At 34.4% G+C, this 15,311-nt stretch carries 16 protein-coding genes; 13 read left to right on the top strand and 3 right to left on the bottom strand.

The window, feature by feature from the left end; translation table 11 throughout:
* The first annotated feature begins 65 nt into the window (after positions 1-65).
* The gene (locus tag LB449_RS04820; protein WP_224453939.1) at positions 66-1,547 is read left to right on the top strand and encodes a carboxypeptidase-like regulatory domain-containing protein; all 1,482 of its coding nucleotides are present in this window, start codon (positions 66-68) and stop codon (positions 1,545-1,547) included.
* A 41-nt stretch (positions 1,548-1,588) separates the two neighbouring features.
* Here LB449_RS04820 and LB449_RS04815 read toward each other — a convergent pair whose 3' ends face one another.
* Positions 1,589-2,668: a CNNM domain-containing protein gene (locus tag LB449_RS04815; RefSeq protein WP_224453938.1), complete on the bottom strand. Its 1,080-nt coding sequence runs from the start codon at positions 2,666-2,668 to the stop codon at positions 1,589-1,591.
* A 368-nt stretch (positions 2,669-3,036) separates the two neighbouring features.
* Here LB449_RS04815 and LB449_RS04810 point away from each other — a divergent pair, with 368 nt between their 5' ends.
* The 11 genes from LB449_RS04810 to LB449_RS04765 all read left to right on the top strand — a co-directional run bounded on the left by LB449_RS04810 (position 3,037) and on the right by LB449_RS04765 (position 9,978).
* The gene (locus LB449_RS04810; protein ID WP_224453937.1) at positions 3,037-3,351 is read left to right on the top strand and encodes a hypothetical protein; all 315 of its coding nucleotides are present in this window, start codon (positions 3,037-3,039) and stop codon (positions 3,349-3,351) included.
* 64 nt (positions 3,352-3,415) lie between these two features.
* Positions 3,416-4,024, top strand: coding sequence for a porin family protein (locus LB449_RS04805; RefSeq protein ID WP_224453936.1), 609 nt, complete (start codon positions 3,416-3,418; stop codon positions 4,022-4,024).
* A gap of 206 nt (positions 4,025-4,230) precedes the next feature.
* Complete coding sequence (locus LB449_RS04800; protein WP_224453935.1) at positions 4,231-4,725, top strand: hypothetical protein; 495 nt, start codon at positions 4,231-4,233, stop codon at positions 4,723-4,725.
* Between the two features lie 233 nt (positions 4,726-4,958).
* The gene (locus LB449_RS04795) at positions 4,959-5,996 is read left to right on the top strand and encodes a sensor histidine kinase (protein WP_224453934.1); all 1,038 of its coding nucleotides are present in this window, start codon (positions 4,959-4,961) and stop codon (positions 5,994-5,996) included.
* Positions 5,993-6,742 (top strand): LytR/AlgR family response regulator transcription factor, encoded by a 750-nt coding sequence (locus LB449_RS04790; RefSeq protein ID WP_224453933.1) that lies wholly within the window; start codon positions 5,993-5,995, stop codon positions 6,740-6,742. Before LB449_RS04795 ends, LB449_RS04790 begins: the two co-directional genes overlap by 4 nt.
* 41 nt (positions 6,743-6,783) lie before the next feature.
* The gene (locus LB449_RS04785) at positions 6,784-7,290 is read left to right on the top strand and encodes an NADPH-dependent FMN reductase (RefSeq protein ID WP_224453932.1); all 507 of its coding nucleotides are present in this window, start codon (positions 6,784-6,786) and stop codon (positions 7,288-7,290) included.
* A gap of 59 nt (positions 7,291-7,349) precedes the next feature.
* Positions 7,350-8,039 carry a DUF2490 domain-containing protein gene (locus LB449_RS04780; RefSeq protein WP_224453931.1) on the top strand — a complete coding sequence of 230 codons (690 nt, stop codon included), beginning with the start codon at positions 7,350-7,352 and terminating at the stop codon, positions 8,037-8,039.
* A 185-nt stretch (positions 8,040-8,224) separates the two neighbouring features.
* Positions 8,225-8,488 (top strand): hypothetical protein, encoded by a 264-nt coding sequence (locus LB449_RS04775; RefSeq protein ID WP_224453930.1) that lies wholly within the window; start codon positions 8,225-8,227, stop codon positions 8,486-8,488.
* A gap of 203 nt (positions 8,489-8,691) precedes the next feature.
* Positions 8,692-8,907 carry a DUF2490 domain-containing protein gene (locus LB449_RS13965; RefSeq protein WP_262901815.1) on the top strand — a complete coding sequence of 72 codons (216 nt, stop codon included), beginning with the start codon at positions 8,692-8,694 and terminating at the stop codon, positions 8,905-8,907.
* Complete coding sequence (locus tag LB449_RS13960) at positions 8,901-9,197, top strand: DUF2490 domain-containing protein (RefSeq protein ID WP_317196200.1); 297 nt, start codon at positions 8,901-8,903, stop codon at positions 9,195-9,197. Before LB449_RS13965 ends, LB449_RS13960 begins: the two co-directional genes overlap by 7 nt.
* A gap of 49 nt (positions 9,198-9,246) precedes the next feature.
* Positions 9,247-9,978: a carbonic anhydrase family protein gene (locus LB449_RS04765; protein ID WP_224453929.1), complete on the top strand. Its 732-nt coding sequence runs from the start codon at positions 9,247-9,249 to the stop codon at positions 9,976-9,978.
* A 168-nt stretch (positions 9,979-10,146) separates the two neighbouring features.
* Here the strand turns inward: LB449_RS04765 and typA are convergent, their stop codons facing one another.
* Together typA and LB449_RS04755 are read right to left on the bottom strand one after the other, a co-directional pair.
* On the bottom strand, positions 10,147-11,943 hold the full coding sequence (typA, locus tag LB449_RS04760; RefSeq protein WP_224453928.1) for a translational GTPase TypA: 1,797 nt from the start codon (positions 11,941-11,943) through the stop codon (positions 10,147-10,149).
* Positions 11,944-12,066: 123 nt separating this feature from the next.
* The gene (locus LB449_RS04755) at positions 12,067-13,476 is read right to left on the bottom strand and encodes a hypothetical protein (RefSeq protein ID WP_224453927.1); all 1,410 of its coding nucleotides are present in this window, start codon (positions 13,474-13,476) and stop codon (positions 12,067-12,069) included.
* Between the two features lie 134 nt (positions 13,477-13,610).
* On the opposite strand from LB449_RS04755, the gene LB449_RS04750 reads away from it, so the two are divergent.
* Positions 13,611-15,242 carry an ABC-F family ATP-binding cassette domain-containing protein gene (locus LB449_RS04750; RefSeq protein ID WP_224453926.1) on the top strand — a complete coding sequence of 544 codons (1,632 nt, stop codon included), beginning with the start codon at positions 13,611-13,613 and terminating at the stop codon, positions 15,240-15,242.
* Positions 15,243-15,311 lie beyond the last annotated feature (69 nt).

Genomic DNA, 15,311 nt, shown 5'->3' with positions numbered 1-15,311 from the left:
ATTCCATCTTAATTTTAATTGTGTAACAATCTCACAACCAAAGCGTCTTATTGAAAATCAATCTTATGAAATCTAGTTTTACTCTCATCTTCCTCCTTTTGGTTTGTTTTCAGTTTACAGCGCAAAGCCTTCGAGGTCGTGTGGTTGAAGCCAGCAATCAAAAAGGAATTCCTTTTGTAACTGTTCAACTAGGAGACAATTATGGTGTCATTTCAAATGCTGAAGGTTATTTTGTACTTCAACGCAAAACTACCTCCGATGAAACGCCAATCCTGATTTCATCTATGGGGTTCGAATCAGTTGAGATACTTTTAAAAGATTTTGAAGAAAACCAAATCATCAGTTTAAAACCTGCAACCTATGAGTTGGACGAGGTTTTGTTGTTTGACAAACAATTGACAGCTGAAGAGATTCTTGAAAAGTTCAAGGCCAATGCTAAGGAGAATCATCAGCTCAGCAATGCAAAAGTTCAGGTGTTTTTAAGATCGAACGACGACTACAAAGCTGAAACTTTTGAAATTGATATTAAAAAAGCATCCTACCTCAGCAGATCAGAACGTAAAGAGATGAACGCTAACATGGAGGCCCTGGGAAATAAAATCACTTCAAAGTCTTCCAAATCCTACCGTGAACGCTTACTCAATATTTATGCTTTCGAAGACACTTTAGCCAATGAGTACCAAAAGGCACTCAATTTAATCAATAGAGAGACGACATTTGATACTGAAGACATACAGGAACAGGTTTTCTTCGGATTGATGAAAAGCTTGAAATCTCCTTATTCTTTTAAAGTAAAAACCGGTATTATTCCCATAGATAAGGATGTGTCACTCAATGAATTAATTGAAGATATAGAAAAAGATAAGCTCAAATTGCCAGATACTGTGTACCATAGTAACAGCTGGCGAAGTGAAAATTACACAAACAAAGCGACAAGGTTTAATAAAGATTTTCTCACTTCAACCAAGCACTATAATTACGAACTTATGGGAGTTACTAGAGTTTACGGGGAGCCTTGTTATCATATTAAGTTTTCACCAAATCCATGGAGATGGAAAGGGAAATATGTTGGTAATCTCTACATCAACACCAGAGATTTCGGTATGGTAAGTTACAACTACGATTTAGATGAAGGAGAAAAAGCTATGAATGTCAACCTGAAATTTGTACTCGGTATAAAAATAAATAGTTTTGTAGATAGTGGTTTTTTAATATTTACCAGAAATAGCGAGAATACTTATTACCCTAGATACATCAAACAAACCGACGGAAGCTATGCTTACATCAGCCGAAGCTTATCATTCAAAGAAAACAACCCTGATCGGAGCCAACGAAAACAACTGAAATTGGCATTTGAATTAGAATACAATTTGATGGAAACTGCAGAATATGTTGGTATTGAGTATCAAAGTATTTCACCAGATCTTTTAAACTCACTAAGTTTTGATAAATATATTCTAATTGATGAAGTCGAAAAATACGATACTAATTACTGGAAAGACTATAATATCATTGAGGCGACCGAGGCAATCAAGACTTATAAATAAGGATTTTGTCATGCTCCTACGATTTAAAAAAGAAATTGATTTTACTCTTTTTTGTTTTTAAGTTTCTTATCGATTCTGTTTAAAAAGCTGTTTCTCTTTTCAAGTTTATTCTTCCATAATTCCTTGGCATATTTCTGCATGTCGGTAACGCTATCTTTTTCATCAACGATTTCTAGCCCCAAAATCGTTTCTATAATATCCTCCATAGTTACGACCCCATCCATGCCTCCGTATTCATCAATAATAATGGCGATATGCTCCCGGTTTTCTAGAAGTTTCTCCCATAAAGTAAAAAGAGGCATTGTGCCAGAAACGGCACTTATTTCTCGTTTTAGGTCTTTAAGCTGAAGCTTGTGTTCACCTTCTGCAAGCTTTTCCAACAGTTCCTGACGGAACACGCAACCGGTTATATTATCCTCACTAATTGAATAAACTGGCAATCTGGAAAACTTAGTGTATTTCTGGTTTTTTAAAAATTCCTGCAAAGTGGTGTCTTCATCTTCAGTGATTACAACCACTCTAGGAGTCATAATTTCTTTGACCATTATATTTTTAAGTCTTAAGATATTCTGTATGATTTTATTTTCTTTATCGGTGAACAGCCCCTCTTTATTACCAATACTTGCCAACGCAGCAATTTCTTCCCTACTAGTAGATTTTTCATTTTTATTACTCGACAACATCTTTGTAATGACAGAGGACATCATGACTAATGGATAAGTCAGAAAAATCATAACTCGAAGAATCTCATATGAGATTTTGCTCAAGCGTTTCCAATATCTTGCTCCTAAGGTTTTAGGGATAATTTCGGTAACTACTAAAATCAAAAGTGTAAGAACTGCCGATACAATTCCAAAATAAGCTTCTCCAAACACCTTCACAGCCTGAGCACCAACTCCCGCGGCACCTATGGTGTGAGCTACTGTGTTTAAGGAAAGAATGGCTGATAAAGGTTTATCGATTTCTTCCTTATAAGTCATGAAAGAATTGGCCCATGAATGCCCGTTTTCTTTTTTAACGATGAGAAAAGAACGGTTGGTAGATAATAGAACCGACTCCATTATAGAACATAAAAAAGACACGAATAGAGCTAGAAATAGATATGCAAAAAGTAAAAACATTCTTTTTTTTTCAAAACTAAAACATATAAAAGGCTTTACTGCCAATTTTTTGTTATCCTAACTTCAGAAACTTTAAACAGAATTTGATTCTCTTTTTCTTTTAAAATACGAAATTTATTCATTTTAATTTAAAAATAAGTCTGTACTTAAATCAAAAAATGCAAGGTGAAAATGCTAATCATCTGTCCAATAATGGTTCACGATCTAAAGACAAACCAGGTGAGTTTGAACTTACAGCGGGGATTCAAAGACTATTGCTATTACGATATATTTAAGAAAAGTAGAATTTTCTTCACAAATTAAAATTAAATGAAATCCAATTCGACACTATAGTCTATAAATTTGCCGTTGTAAAGTAAATATTGATTATGAAAGAGAATTTTGATTTGATAGAAGACGTTGCAAACTTTACAAGTGCTGGCACCTCTCAATTATTTTTGAATACTCCAGAAGGTGTGGAACAAGTAGAAGTAGAAAATATATCTCATCTAGATTTTGATTATAAAAACACTGACTTGGGTCGACTATACGCGGAATCTTCAGAGAACATCATTAAGATTCAGAAAGTTAACTTTCAAAATAATAGCTTCTTCAATTGCTATTTCAATTCAGATGATGCCATAGACATCTTAAAATTTGATGAAAATGGTACTCGCATAAATGACGCACCGCAAAAAAAATAACTTATTACAGAAGTCTTTGACTTCAACTCCCTTTTCAATTTAACAAGGCTTAAACTATTTCAAGATGAAAAAAAGATTGAAACAATTAACTTATGCCTTAGTCTTAGGATTAATGGCATTCACTGCACAAGCACAAGAAAGTGTCTTTGGTGTGAAAGGTGGACTTAACTTATCCAACTTTTTTACAGAAAATGTAGATGATGAGAATTTACGAACCGGACTCAACTTTGGTGTCTACTCCAGAAGTCCTTTGATAAGCGAAGTGCTTTATTTACAAGTTGAACTTGGTTATTCTGGCAAAGGAGCTAAACTTGAAGGTAATGGTGGAGAACTGGAATTAGGTTTAGGATACCTGGAATTACCAATTTTGGCTTCCCTTGGATTTGGCGACTTACTGTTCGTAGAAGGTGGAGCTTATGCTTCTTACTTGCTTAACGCTAACATTTCTGGAGAAAATAGTTTTGGTGAATTTTCAGATGATATCAGTACCGATAATTTTAAAGATTTCGATTACGGTCTAGCTGTAGGTGCGAATGTTAACCTATCTCCTTTGGTAGTAGGAGTTCGTTATTACTATGGCTTGCAAGATATCATTGAAAATGATTTTGCTCAATTTGCTGGTATAGAAGCAAGAAACTCAACTTTTCAAGCTTATGTAGCTTTCGAGTTTTAATCAAACCTAAATATTTTTTATACTGAACGCATCCTCTGGATGCGTTTTTTATGCTTAAGATTTAGAGCTTCTGAATATCAAAAATCAAAAGGAGCAGTAAATGCTGAAAAATCCTCTTAATAAATTGGCTTAACATTGGCTTAACACTTGTTGAATTAGGGTTTTCTAGGCTTAGATTTACTTACAAATAATATAAATATTAAGTTATGAAAAAATTACTAATTGCAGTATGTGTTATGGTTGCCGTTGGATTTCAATCTCAGGCGCAATCTATTGCTGAGCATGCTATTGGACTAAGATTTGGCGGAAATAATGGTTATGGAGCAGAAATTTCTTACCAAAATGCGTTAGGAGATAATAATCGCCTGGAAATTGATTTAGGCTGGAGAAACGATGATAATTTTGATGCCTTTAAACTAACTGGCTTATACCAATGGGTTTGGAATATTGAAGGAGGATTCAATTGGTTTGTTGGTGTTGGAGGTGGACTTGGAAGTGTGAGTTATGACGACCGATTCAACAACGGAAATTTTGATGATGATAATGAAATTTTCCTGTTTGGAGCTGGTAATATCGGTATTGAATACAACTTCGATTTCCCTTTACTTATCGCCTTAGACTTTAGACCTGAAATAGGTTCTGGAGATTATAATAATGATTTGGACTTCGATATTGCTCTTGCTCTGCGGTATCAATTTTAATAATCAAAGCAAAACAGTTAAAATTTAATCCTTGCTTTTAGTTTAAAACCTATCAAGATTAAAAATAGTTATTAATAAGATTAAGTTTGTGTGAAACCCTCGAAGATGATTCGAGGGTTTTTTTATGTAAAAAAATTGGTTTATTTACAATTCATCTTACAAATTCATCGACTCATCAGAAAAAAGATTTTAAAGAGTATCTTACAAATTACTTTTGACTCAAAATATAAGTCATGAAAGAAACACCTTTTCAACTGCTCATCAAGTTCATTTGGATATCTGCGGTTATTGCACTTTTTATTCACATTATCAATAGTATGGGTAATAACTGGTCTATAACCTATATCACAAATTATAAACATTTGCTTGTAAATTTTGCCTATGCATTTATCATCGGCATATTCAATATTAGCTTTATTGAACTTATTCAGAGTAAGTTTACTTGGCGCAAAGAACCAAAAACACTTATCCTTATTGGTATTCCTGGTACAGTTGTAGTTTCTGTCATGGGCTTTTTTTTAGCAAGAATAGTTCACAGCGTATGGATATATGGAAATTCGCTTTCTTACTTCTGGAAGAATGAAGGCGTTGTAAGTTATGTATTTGCAGTCCTCATTGCCATCATCGTGAGTTTAGCTTTCCATGCTTATTACTTCTATAAATTTGGTGCTGAAGCAGAACTCAGGGCGCAACGTGAGATGCTGGAAAATACCAAAGCCAAACATAAAGCGCTTCAAGATCAGCTGGATCCTCATTTTTTATTTAATAGCCTGAGCGTTTTAGCATCCCTAATTGAAGAAGATCCTAAGCGTGCCACTGAATTTACGACTAGCTTATCTAAAGTTTATAGGTATGTCTTGGATCAGCGACAGGAAGACTTGGTAAGTATCTCTTCAGAATTGAATTTTGCTAAAGTGTATTTGAATCTGTTATCAACCCGATTTGAAGATAGTTTAGAATATAACATAGATATCTCGGATGAGTCTAATTTTATCGTTCCGCTTTCTTTACAGCTTTTGATTGAAAATGCTGTGAAACACAATAAAGTCACAGAAAAAAATCCATTGAAAATTAGGATCTTTAAAACTGAAGATCATCTCGTAATTCAAAATAATGTCAACCCGAAAGCAAAGGATTCTGAACGAAATGGGATTGGATTATTGAACATCAAAAAACGATTTGAAGTTTACACTGAAACTCCAATAGAAATTGAAAATAATTCGGATACATTTACTGTAAAGTTACCTTTAATTAAAACTCAAAACTCATGAGTAAGATCATTATAGTTGAAGATGAAAAGCCAGCAGCAAGAAGACTTGAGAGATTGCTTTCTGCACTTCAGTATGAAGTTTTAAAAAAATTGCACTCTGTAGAAGAGGCCATAGACTGGTTTCAGAAACAACCGAAAGCAGACTTGATTTTTCTGGATATCCAGTTGAGTGACGGTTTGTCCTTTGAAATATTTGAAAAAGTTAATATTGAAGCAGATTTAATTTTTACAACAGCATACGATGAATATGCCTTAAAAGCATTTAAGCTCAACAGCATCGACTATCTTCTAAAACCTATTGATCCTATTGAACTCAAATCTGCTTTGAAGAAGTATGAAAAACGCAAGTCTTCCCAATCCATCGATGCTGAACTTTTAAAAAGTTTATTGATCCAACCGAAAAATGAGCCAACTTACAAAACACGCTTTTCCGTTAAAGTAGGTGAAAAGCTTAAAACCTATTCAGCAGATGAAATTTCTTGCTTTGAAAGTTCAGACAAAGCAACATCTCTGGTTACTTTGGAAGGAAAACACTACGTCGTCGATGAATCTCTCAACCAACTGGAACCTAAGCTCTCACCCAAAGATTTTTTCAGAATAAACAGAAGTCACATCATTCACTATAAAGCAATTGATGACATGGTTAGTTATTCTACGAGCAGGATAAAAATCAATGTAAAAGCCTTGGACCAACCTGTTATTGTAAGCCGTGAACGCGTAAAAGACTTCAAAACTTGGATAGGATAAGATGCCTAAGCTTATGAAAATGCTTATCTTCAAGATAAAAAATGAACATATTATTCATATCCGGTTCAGCTTCAAAAAACAGCAGCAATGTCAAGTTTCTAAAAGCAATTGCTGAGTACTTATCGGCAAACCATGCTACCGAAGTCTATGAAGGACTTTACAATTTCCCTTTATTTACGCCAGAGCGGCTTAATGCAGGCATGCCTGAACAAATCAATCTTCTTCGCGATAGACTTGTGAATGCCGACCTTGTCATATTTTCTACCCCAGAATATAATCACAACATACCTGCAGTACTTAAAAATATGCTGGAATGGTTAACAGATTCTGGCGAATTGTTTGGAAAAAAAGTATTACCAATCACCTTCACACCTAAAGCACCGCGCGGTGAGCATGCGCTTAAATCCTTCCAAATGAGTCTAAAAGCTCAGAAAGCTAATATTATTTCAGAAGCTAATTTTTATAAAACAGATGTGGAAATAGTGGAAGATCTCATCATCTTACCAGAAGAAATAAAAGTAATGTTTGATGGCCTTTTAGAATTATAAACCTATTGGTTTGACTAAATTTGCCAATTCATTTTTGTTCAAAATCAAATCTCATTTCAATGAAATATTTACTAGTTAGTCTTGGACTTTTTCTATCATTTAATGCTTTTACTCAGGTGGAAGAATCCAAACTCGGAAGCTGGTACATGTACTTTTACAATGTCAATTTTGAGGAATCCAATTTTGGGGTTCAAGGTGATTTTCAATATAGAAACTGGAATACGATTGGAGACTTAGAACAACTCATGCTGAGATCTGGAGTCACTTATAAGGCAGATAATTCTTCAGTTTTATTTACTTTAGGCTATGCCAATATAACAACTGGAACACCTGGAGAACGCTCATCAACAATCAATGAAAGTAGAATTTATCAGGAAGCGCTTTTCGGTCAGAAGATCTTGCAAAGAGTTCATCTCACTCACAGATTTAGGTATGAACAACGCTGGGTAGAAAGTCAAGACTTCAGAACTCGATTTAGATATAATCTATTTATTAATGTGGGATTAAATTCAAAAGAGCTTTTGCCAAAAACTTTTTATACTGCCTTTTACAATGAATTATTTATCAATGGAGAACGCGATACAGGACTGGGCAAAGTAGAGCTTTTTGACAGGAACAGGACTTATTTTGGTTTGGGTTACATCATAAGCAATAGCTCTAAAGTTCAGCTTGGTTGGATGCGACAAGAAACTGAAGTTTGGACCAAAAATCAGCTGCAATTCAGTTTTCATCATAGTTTGAATTTTTAAGCTTACTCACAACTCATTTTTCTGAAAGATGATATAATTTTCTACAAAACATGTTCCTAGTTGGGCAGCATAACGAAAGTTTCATTATTAAAATGAATTAAAATTTTAAAACTTATAGTTAAATATTATTTATAGCTAAATCACCATTTCAAAAAAGCTAGTATTATTACCTAATAATTTTCAAAATGAAGTCATTTGTATTCATATTAGGTGTTTTACTTCTTTCGATTCAGTTTGATTACTATCAAATGGATTTGATTGAAACTTCTATCGTTCTTGAAATTGAAGAGAACAACACTTTAGTTGAGGAATATGTGATTACCTACCATAATTTGTCTTCAGAATCCAATACTTTTCCAGAAACTTTAAAAGTCTGGAAGTCTTATATACTCACATTTGATCAGATTCATCTTGATCAAGAAATAGAACCTCCTGAAGCCTTAAGTTAGTTGTAAAAACTATAATTAACTTAATATAATTTCAATGAAATGTATTTTATTGATGTTAAGTCTTGTCGACATCCACAATTGCGCAAGTTGAAGAATCAAAACTTGGAAGCTGCTATATGTATTTCTATAACGTCAATCTTGAGAATTCCAACTTTGGTATTTAGGGAGATTTTCAATACAGAAATTGGAACACAATCGGTGATTTGGAACAGCTGTTATTAAGATCTGGTGTGACTTACAGACCAGAGGACTCACCTGTTCTGTTCATGCTAGGTTTTGCCAATATCACTACTGGAACATCAGGAGAAAGTACTTCTACAGTTAATGAAAATCGAATTTATCAGGAAGCGCTTATCAATCAGAAAGTACTTCAGAGGGTTCATCTCATCCACAGATTTAGGTATGAACAACGGTGGTAGAAGAGCAGGATTTCAGAACCAGATTTCGCTACAACCTGTTTGTAAATGTGGCCTTAAATGCAAAAGAGCTGGTTCCAAAAACTCTGTATGCTGCATTTTACAATGAATTTTTCATCAATGGTGAGCGAAACACCGGAAATTCTGAAGTGGAACTTTTTGATAGAAATAGAACACACTTTGGTTTAGGGTATGTCCTAACCAAGAGTACTAGACATCAACTTGGCTGGATGCGACAGGAGACAGAAGTCTGGACCAAAAATCAATTACAATTTAGTTTAATCAAAACTTAAATTTTTAATTGATTGAAAAGCACATATTAAATAATTAAAAACTAACAAAATGAAAAATAGTAAAGTTTTAGCGATGTTCTTTATCGCAGTAATAATGATAGCCTGCACCAAACAAGCAGAAGAGTCAAGAACTGAAAATCTTCAAACAAAACCACTTGTACAGGAAGTTTTAACCCAACAACAAAGGGATGCATTATCACCAGATGATGTTCTAAACACATTCATAGAAGGTAATAAACGTTTTATCAATAATAACCTTACAGCAAGAGACCACTCCGAACAGGTAAGAAAAAGTGCTCCAGGCCAGTTTCCAAAAGCAGTTGTGCTTTCTTGTTTAGACAGTAGAGTTCCAGTAGAGGATGTTTTTGATAGAGGGATCGGAGATATTTTTGTGGGAAGAGTAGCAGGAAATTTTGTGAACGAAGATTTATTAGGAAGTATGGAATTTGGTTGTAAAGTAGCTGGTTCAAAACTGATTTTAGTAATGGGTCACGAACATTGTGGAGCCATTAAAGCAGCAATAGATGATGTGAAATTAGGCAATATCACTGCAATGCTTTCAAAAATTCAGCCTTCTGTTGACAAAGTACAATATGAAGGTGACCGAACTTCAAAAAATGAAGAATTTGTTGCTAAAGTATGTGAAAGTAATGTGATCCATACAATTGAGGAAATAAGGGCAAAAAGTCCAATTCTGAAAGAAATGGAAGAAAATGGTGAAATTAAAATTGTTGGAGCTGTGTATGATATGGACACCGGTATTGTAAATTTCTTAGAATAAAAAATATGCACAAATTGTATATACTTTTTCACAGGTGAAAGACAAAGCTTTGTAGCTTACCAATCTTCTTTATCATATGTCCCTTTGAAATAAATAATTATAATATATTAAAAAAGCCTGTTCGAGTTAACGAACAGGCTTTTCTATTATATAAAAATCAACTTTACTCTAGATAATTTTGTAACGCTTACGGTCTGTTTCTGTTAAATAGATTTTACGTATTCTCAAGAAATGAGGAGTTACCTCGACGTACTCATCTTTTTGAATATATTCTAAAGCTTCTTCCAGAGAGAATTTCTTTGCCGGAACAATTTTGGCTTTATCATCTGCACCAGAGGATCTTACGTTAGATAGCTTTTTAGTTTTAGTGATATTTACTGTCATATCATCAGATCTTGAGTTTTCACCAATCACCTGACCTTCGTAAATCTCTTCACCTGGGTCAACAAAAAACTTACCTCTATCCTGTAATTTATCAATAGAATAAGGAATTGCCTTCCCTTTTTCCATAGATACAAGCGATCCGTTTTGACGTTGTGGAATATCACCTTTTAGGGGTTGAAACTCTTTGAAACGGTGAGCCATAATAGCTTCACCAGCTGTAGCAGTCATTAATTGATTTCGCAAACCAATAATACCACGGGAAGGAATTAAAAACTGAATAGTCATTCTTTCTCCTTTTCCTTCCATGCTTAGCATTTCACCTTTACGCATGGTCACCATTTCAACTGACTTACCAGAAATATTCTCAGGTAAATCGATGGTTAATTCTTCAATAGGCTCACATTTCACACCATCAATTTCTTTGATGATCACTTGTGGTTGTCCAATTTGAAGTTCATAACCTTCTCTTCTCATCGTCTCTATAAGAACAGACAAGTGCATGACACCACGTCCAAAAACGTTGAATTTATCTGCTGAATCTGTTTCTTCTACTCTTAATGCTAAGTTTTTTTCAAGTTCTTTGGTCAAACGATCCTTTATGTGTCTTGAAGTCACAAATTTTCCATCTTTACCAAAAAATGGAGAATCGTTAATTGTAAACAACATACTCATCGTTGGTTCATCTATCGCGATAGATTTTAAGCCTTCAGGGTTTTCAATATCAGCTACTGTATCACCAATTTCAAAACCTTCTAGACCTACAATAGCACAAATATCACCCGCTTGTATTTCCTCGACTCTACGTCTTCCAACACCTTCAAACGTATGAAGTTCCTTGATACGTGTTTTAGTGATTGAACCATCACGTTTTACCAATGCAACTGGCATATTTTCTCTCAAAACTCCTCTGTGTAAACGTCCAATAGCAATTCTACCTGTGTAGGAAGAAAAATCTAAAGAGGTAATCAGCATTTGAGTGTTTCCTTCTTTTACGGTTGGAGACTCAACATGTTCTAAAACCATGTCGAGCAGAGGCTCAATATTTTCTGTTTTTTCATCCGGACTATGACTCATCCAGTTGTTTAAAGCAGAACCGTAAACCGCAGGGAAATCCAACTGCCATTCTTCGGCACCTAACTCGTACATCAAGTCAAATACTTTTTCATGCACCTCGTCTGGAGTACAGTTTGGCTTGTCTACTTTATTTATTACAACACATGGTTTAAGACCTAAGTCCAACGCTTTTTGTAATACGAAACGCGTCTGTGGCATTGGTCCTTCAAAAGCATCTACCAGAAGTAAAACACCATCGGCCATGTTCAAGACCCTCTCTACTTCACCACCAAAATCGGCGTGACCAGGAGTGTCAATAATATTTATTTTTGTGTCTTTGTATACAACAGAGACATTTTTGGATACAATAGTAATTCCACGTTCTCTTTCCTGATCGTTGCTGTCCAGAATAAGTTCTCCAGTCGACTCGTTTTCACGAAACAATTTACAGTGGTGCATAATTTTGTCCACCAAGGTTGTTTTTCCGTGGTCAACGTGAGCGATAATCGCAATGTTCTTGATATTCATAAAAAGGCATAATTTTAAGTCTGCAAAGGTAGGTTTATTTTATGTATTAAAAACCGCTTTAATAAAATGATAATTTACAGCATTCAAATTGAAACAAAAACCTAAAAATCAAGCTTTTATATTTTAATTCTTATCGAGCACATTTAGAATGTGCTTCTCAAGTTCAGGATCAAAAAGGCTTAAGGAATTGTTGGTAAGTATGAAGTCCTTGTCCAACACATAAACTCGATTAAGGTAGTTTCTGAAAAAACCATAAGTATTGGGAGGAACATCAGAAATAACTTGAAATTCGGTTTGTGAAAAATGATTAAAGCGCTTCAATGCATTGATCCACAGATTAGGATTCTGAAAATCCAGATTGATACTGATAAAATTTATGTTCGGGTAATTGTCCCGAAGTTCTTTTATCTTATTCATATTATTCTTTTTACTCTCGGGAGATAAAGCAGACCAGGTGTACATTACCGTCGGCTCCAACTGAGAAACCTGATGAAGCTGAACAGTATCCATTGCAGGTGTTCTTAAATTCATATGTTTTAAATCTTTCCCGAGTAAATATTTACTTTGAATTTGAGTGAGTTGATGTAATTCTGTCTCGTCCAAAGCTGGGAGGTCAAACTTTTTGATAATTTTCAAAGTCTCTTTAAGTTCTTTTTCGGTTTGAGAAAAAACTATTTCTCGCCTGATTAATCGGTTAAAGAAATTAGACTTTAAGTAGTTATCGTTAAATATGGCATGAACAAGGTTTAGTCTCCGCTTTAGATTTTGATGATCATTCAAATCAAAGCAGTCTCTGTTATCAGTCTTACAAATTTCAATAGACCTATTTCTTAAATAATTGTCTAAGAATCTCATGTAACTAAAATTCGAAACCAAATCAGAATTATTAAAATTCACTTCATTTCTGTAATCAAAATAATCTTCTGGAAATTCTTCAAACTTATTGGGCACATATTTTTTCATTAAAAACGCATAACGTTCTTTCATGTCGTAATATTCATATTCAATTGTGCTTTCAGCTATGTTTTGAAAATAAGGTGTGAATTTTGAATCTTCTTTTAGTTTTTCAAATTTTCTGAGGCGATGCTTCAATATAGAATCTGTTTTTTCAATAAACTGTTCTGGTGTTATTTTATAATATGACAAAATCAAATCATTGTCTTGTTCATTAAGGAGAAACATATCAACGAGAAAATTATTTTCTACTGAAGAACTCCCTCCAAAGCTTAATGATTCGTCAAATTCTAGAGTATTCACCCTCAAGACTGAACTATCTCCAGGCTTTAAATAAACGTTTTGACTTTCAGGATAATGTTTAAAAGTGTAAATAGACTCTTTATCCTGATGAAATCGATAGCCGAAATTATTTTTGGAATCCAGAGGTATTGTATCAATTATTTTATCGTTGTGTTCAAGAGTAACATAATTCAAATTAGGGTTCACTACCCTGCCACCAATAAAAGTGAGATCATTATCTTGTTCTTTAGAACAGGCCGAAGCTATCAATAAAACACAAAGAAATAAGTATCTCATAAAATGTATATAGTGTCACAAAACTAGCTTTACCAAGACTTTAAGCATGTTAAGTCACCGTTAAAAAAGCAGGATTATAAATCCTTTACCAGTTATGATAAAATGAGTACTTTTGCAAAAAATTCAGCTATATTATGCTTTCAGTTTCAAATCTTTCTGTTCAATTTGGTAAACGAGTCCTTTTTGACGAAGTCAATACCAGTTTCACTACTGGTAACTGTTACGGAATTATTGGTGCTAACGGTGCTGGTAAATCTACTTTTTTAAATATCATTTCCGGAAAAATGGATCCTACCTCTGGTCACGTCCACCTGGAACCAGGTAAACGTATGTCAGTTCTGGAACAAGATCACTCGATGTACGACAACTATAATGTCCTGGAAACGGTCATGATGGGTAACGAGCCACTCTTTAAAATCAAAAAAGAGATGGACGAAATTTATGCTAAAGAAGATTTTAATGATGCTGATGGCGAGCGCGTTGGAATTTTGCAAGTTGAATTTGAAGAGATGGACGGATGGAATGCAGAAAGCAATGCTGCTTCCCTACTCTCCAATCTTGGTATTGGGTCGGATGCGCATTATACATTGGTAAAAGATCTTGATGGTACACAAAAAGTGAGAGTACTGTTGGCTAAAGCCATTTTTGGAAATCCAGATGTGTTGATCATGGATGAGCCTACAAACGATCTGGACTATGAAACTATTTCCTGGTTAGAAAACTTTCTGGCAAATTTTGATAATACTGTAATAGTAGTCTCTCACGACCGTCATTTCCTTGACGCGGTTTGTACACATATTTCTGATATTGATTTTGGAAAAATCACGCATTTCAGTGGTAACTATACCTTTTGGTATGAGTCCTCTCAATTGGCGGCAAAGCAGAGAGCTCAACAGAATAAAAAGGCTGAAGAAAAGAAAAAAGAGTTACAACAATTTATTGAACGTTTTAGCGCTAATGTCGCCAAATCTAAACAAGCTACTTCGAGAAAGAAAATGCTTGATAAGCTGGATTTTCAAAATATAAAACCTTCAAACAGGCGATATCCAGCCATCATATTTGAAAAGGAAAGAGAGGCTGGTGATCAAATTCTTCATGCTGAAAATTTATCGGCGAGTATTGACGGAGAGACAATATTTAATAATGTTCATATCAATCTTAACAAGGGTGATAAAGTCGTTATTTATTCTAAAGATTCCAGAGCAACAACTGCTTTCTATGAAATCATAAATGGAAAAGCCGAACCTGATACAGGTACTTATAAATGGGGCGTAACCACCAATCAATCTTATTTGCCTAACGATAATAGCGAATATTTTGAAAGTAAACTTTCACTTGTAGACTGGTTAAGACAGTGGGCCAAAACTGAAGAAGAACGTGAGGAAGTTCACATTCGTGGATTCCTGGGTAAAATGTTATTTAGCGGTGATGAAGCTCTGAAAACTTGCGATGTTCTTTCTGGCGGTGAAAAAGTAAGATGTATAGTAAGCAGAATGATGATGACCAGGGCTAATGTCCTGATTCTTGATGAGCCTACTAATCACCTGGATTTGGAAACTATTACAGCTTTCAATAATTCGCTTAGTAATTTTAAGGGTAATATTTTATTGACTACTCATGACCACCAGTTCGCTCAAACCGTTGGTAATCGAGTGATTGAACTCACACCAAACGGAGTAATAGACAAATTCTCAACCTTTGATGAATACATGTCGGATCCTAAAATAAAAGAGCAGCGTGAAAGAATGTATGCTGTAGGAGTTTAAGCTGAAACTCCTAAATTTAAAAACAACAAAAGGCCTTAAAAATTGATTTTAAGGCCTTTTGCTTTTATT

Source organism: Psychroflexus lacisalsi, assembly GCF_020164495.1.
GTDB classification, from domain to species: Bacteria; Bacteroidota; Bacteroidia; order Flavobacteriales; family Flavobacteriaceae; genus Psychroflexus; species Psychroflexus lacisalsi.
Note: the sequence above shows the minus strand (reverse complement) of the source record. Positions and strands in the feature narration are given on the sequence as shown.

Excerpts from the sequence above, each read along its gene's own strand:
- LB449_RS04820 (WP_224453939.1), top strand. The coding sequence starts at position 66 with ATGAAATCTAGTTTTACTCTCATCTTCCTCCTTTTGGTTTGTTTTCAG.
- LB449_RS04815 (WP_224453938.1), bottom strand. The coding sequence starts at position 2,668 with ATGTTTTTACTTTTTGCATATCTATTTCTAGCTCTATTCGTGTCTTTT.
- LB449_RS04810 (WP_224453937.1), top strand. The coding sequence starts at position 3,037 with ATGAAAGAGAATTTTGATTTGATAGAAGACGTTGCAAACTTTACAAGT.
- LB449_RS04805 (WP_224453936.1), top strand. The coding sequence starts at position 3,416 with ATGAAAAAAAGATTGAAACAATTAACTTATGCCTTAGTCTTAGGATTA.
- LB449_RS04800 (WP_224453935.1), top strand. The coding sequence starts at position 4,231 with ATGAAAAAATTACTAATTGCAGTATGTGTTATGGTTGCCGTTGGATTT.
- LB449_RS04795 (WP_224453934.1), top strand. The coding sequence starts at position 4,959 with ATGAAAGAAACACCTTTTCAACTGCTCATCAAGTTCATTTGGATATCT.
- LB449_RS04790 (WP_224453933.1), top strand. The coding sequence starts at position 5,993 with ATGAGTAAGATCATTATAGTTGAAGATGAAAAGCCAGCAGCAAGAAGA.
- LB449_RS04785 (WP_224453932.1), top strand. The coding sequence starts at position 6,784 with ATGAACATATTATTCATATCCGGTTCAGCTTCAAAAAACAGCAGCAAT.
- LB449_RS04780 (WP_224453931.1), top strand. The coding sequence starts at position 7,350 with ATGAAATATTTACTAGTTAGTCTTGGACTTTTTCTATCATTTAATGCT.
- LB449_RS04775 (WP_224453930.1), top strand. The coding sequence starts at position 8,225 with ATGAAGTCATTTGTATTCATATTAGGTGTTTTACTTCTTTCGATTCAG.
- LB449_RS04765 (WP_224453929.1), top strand. The coding sequence starts at position 9,247 with ATGAAAAATAGTAAAGTTTTAGCGATGTTCTTTATCGCAGTAATAATG.
- typA (WP_224453928.1), bottom strand. The coding sequence starts at position 11,943 with ATGAATATCAAGAACATTGCGATTATCGCTCACGTTGACCACGGAAAA.
- LB449_RS04755 (WP_224453927.1), bottom strand. The coding sequence starts at position 13,476 with ATGAGATACTTATTTCTTTGTGTTTTATTGATAGCTTCGGCCTGTTCT.
- LB449_RS04750 (WP_224453926.1), top strand. The coding sequence starts at position 13,611 with ATGCTTTCAGTTTCAAATCTTTCTGTTCAATTTGGTAAACGAGTCCTT.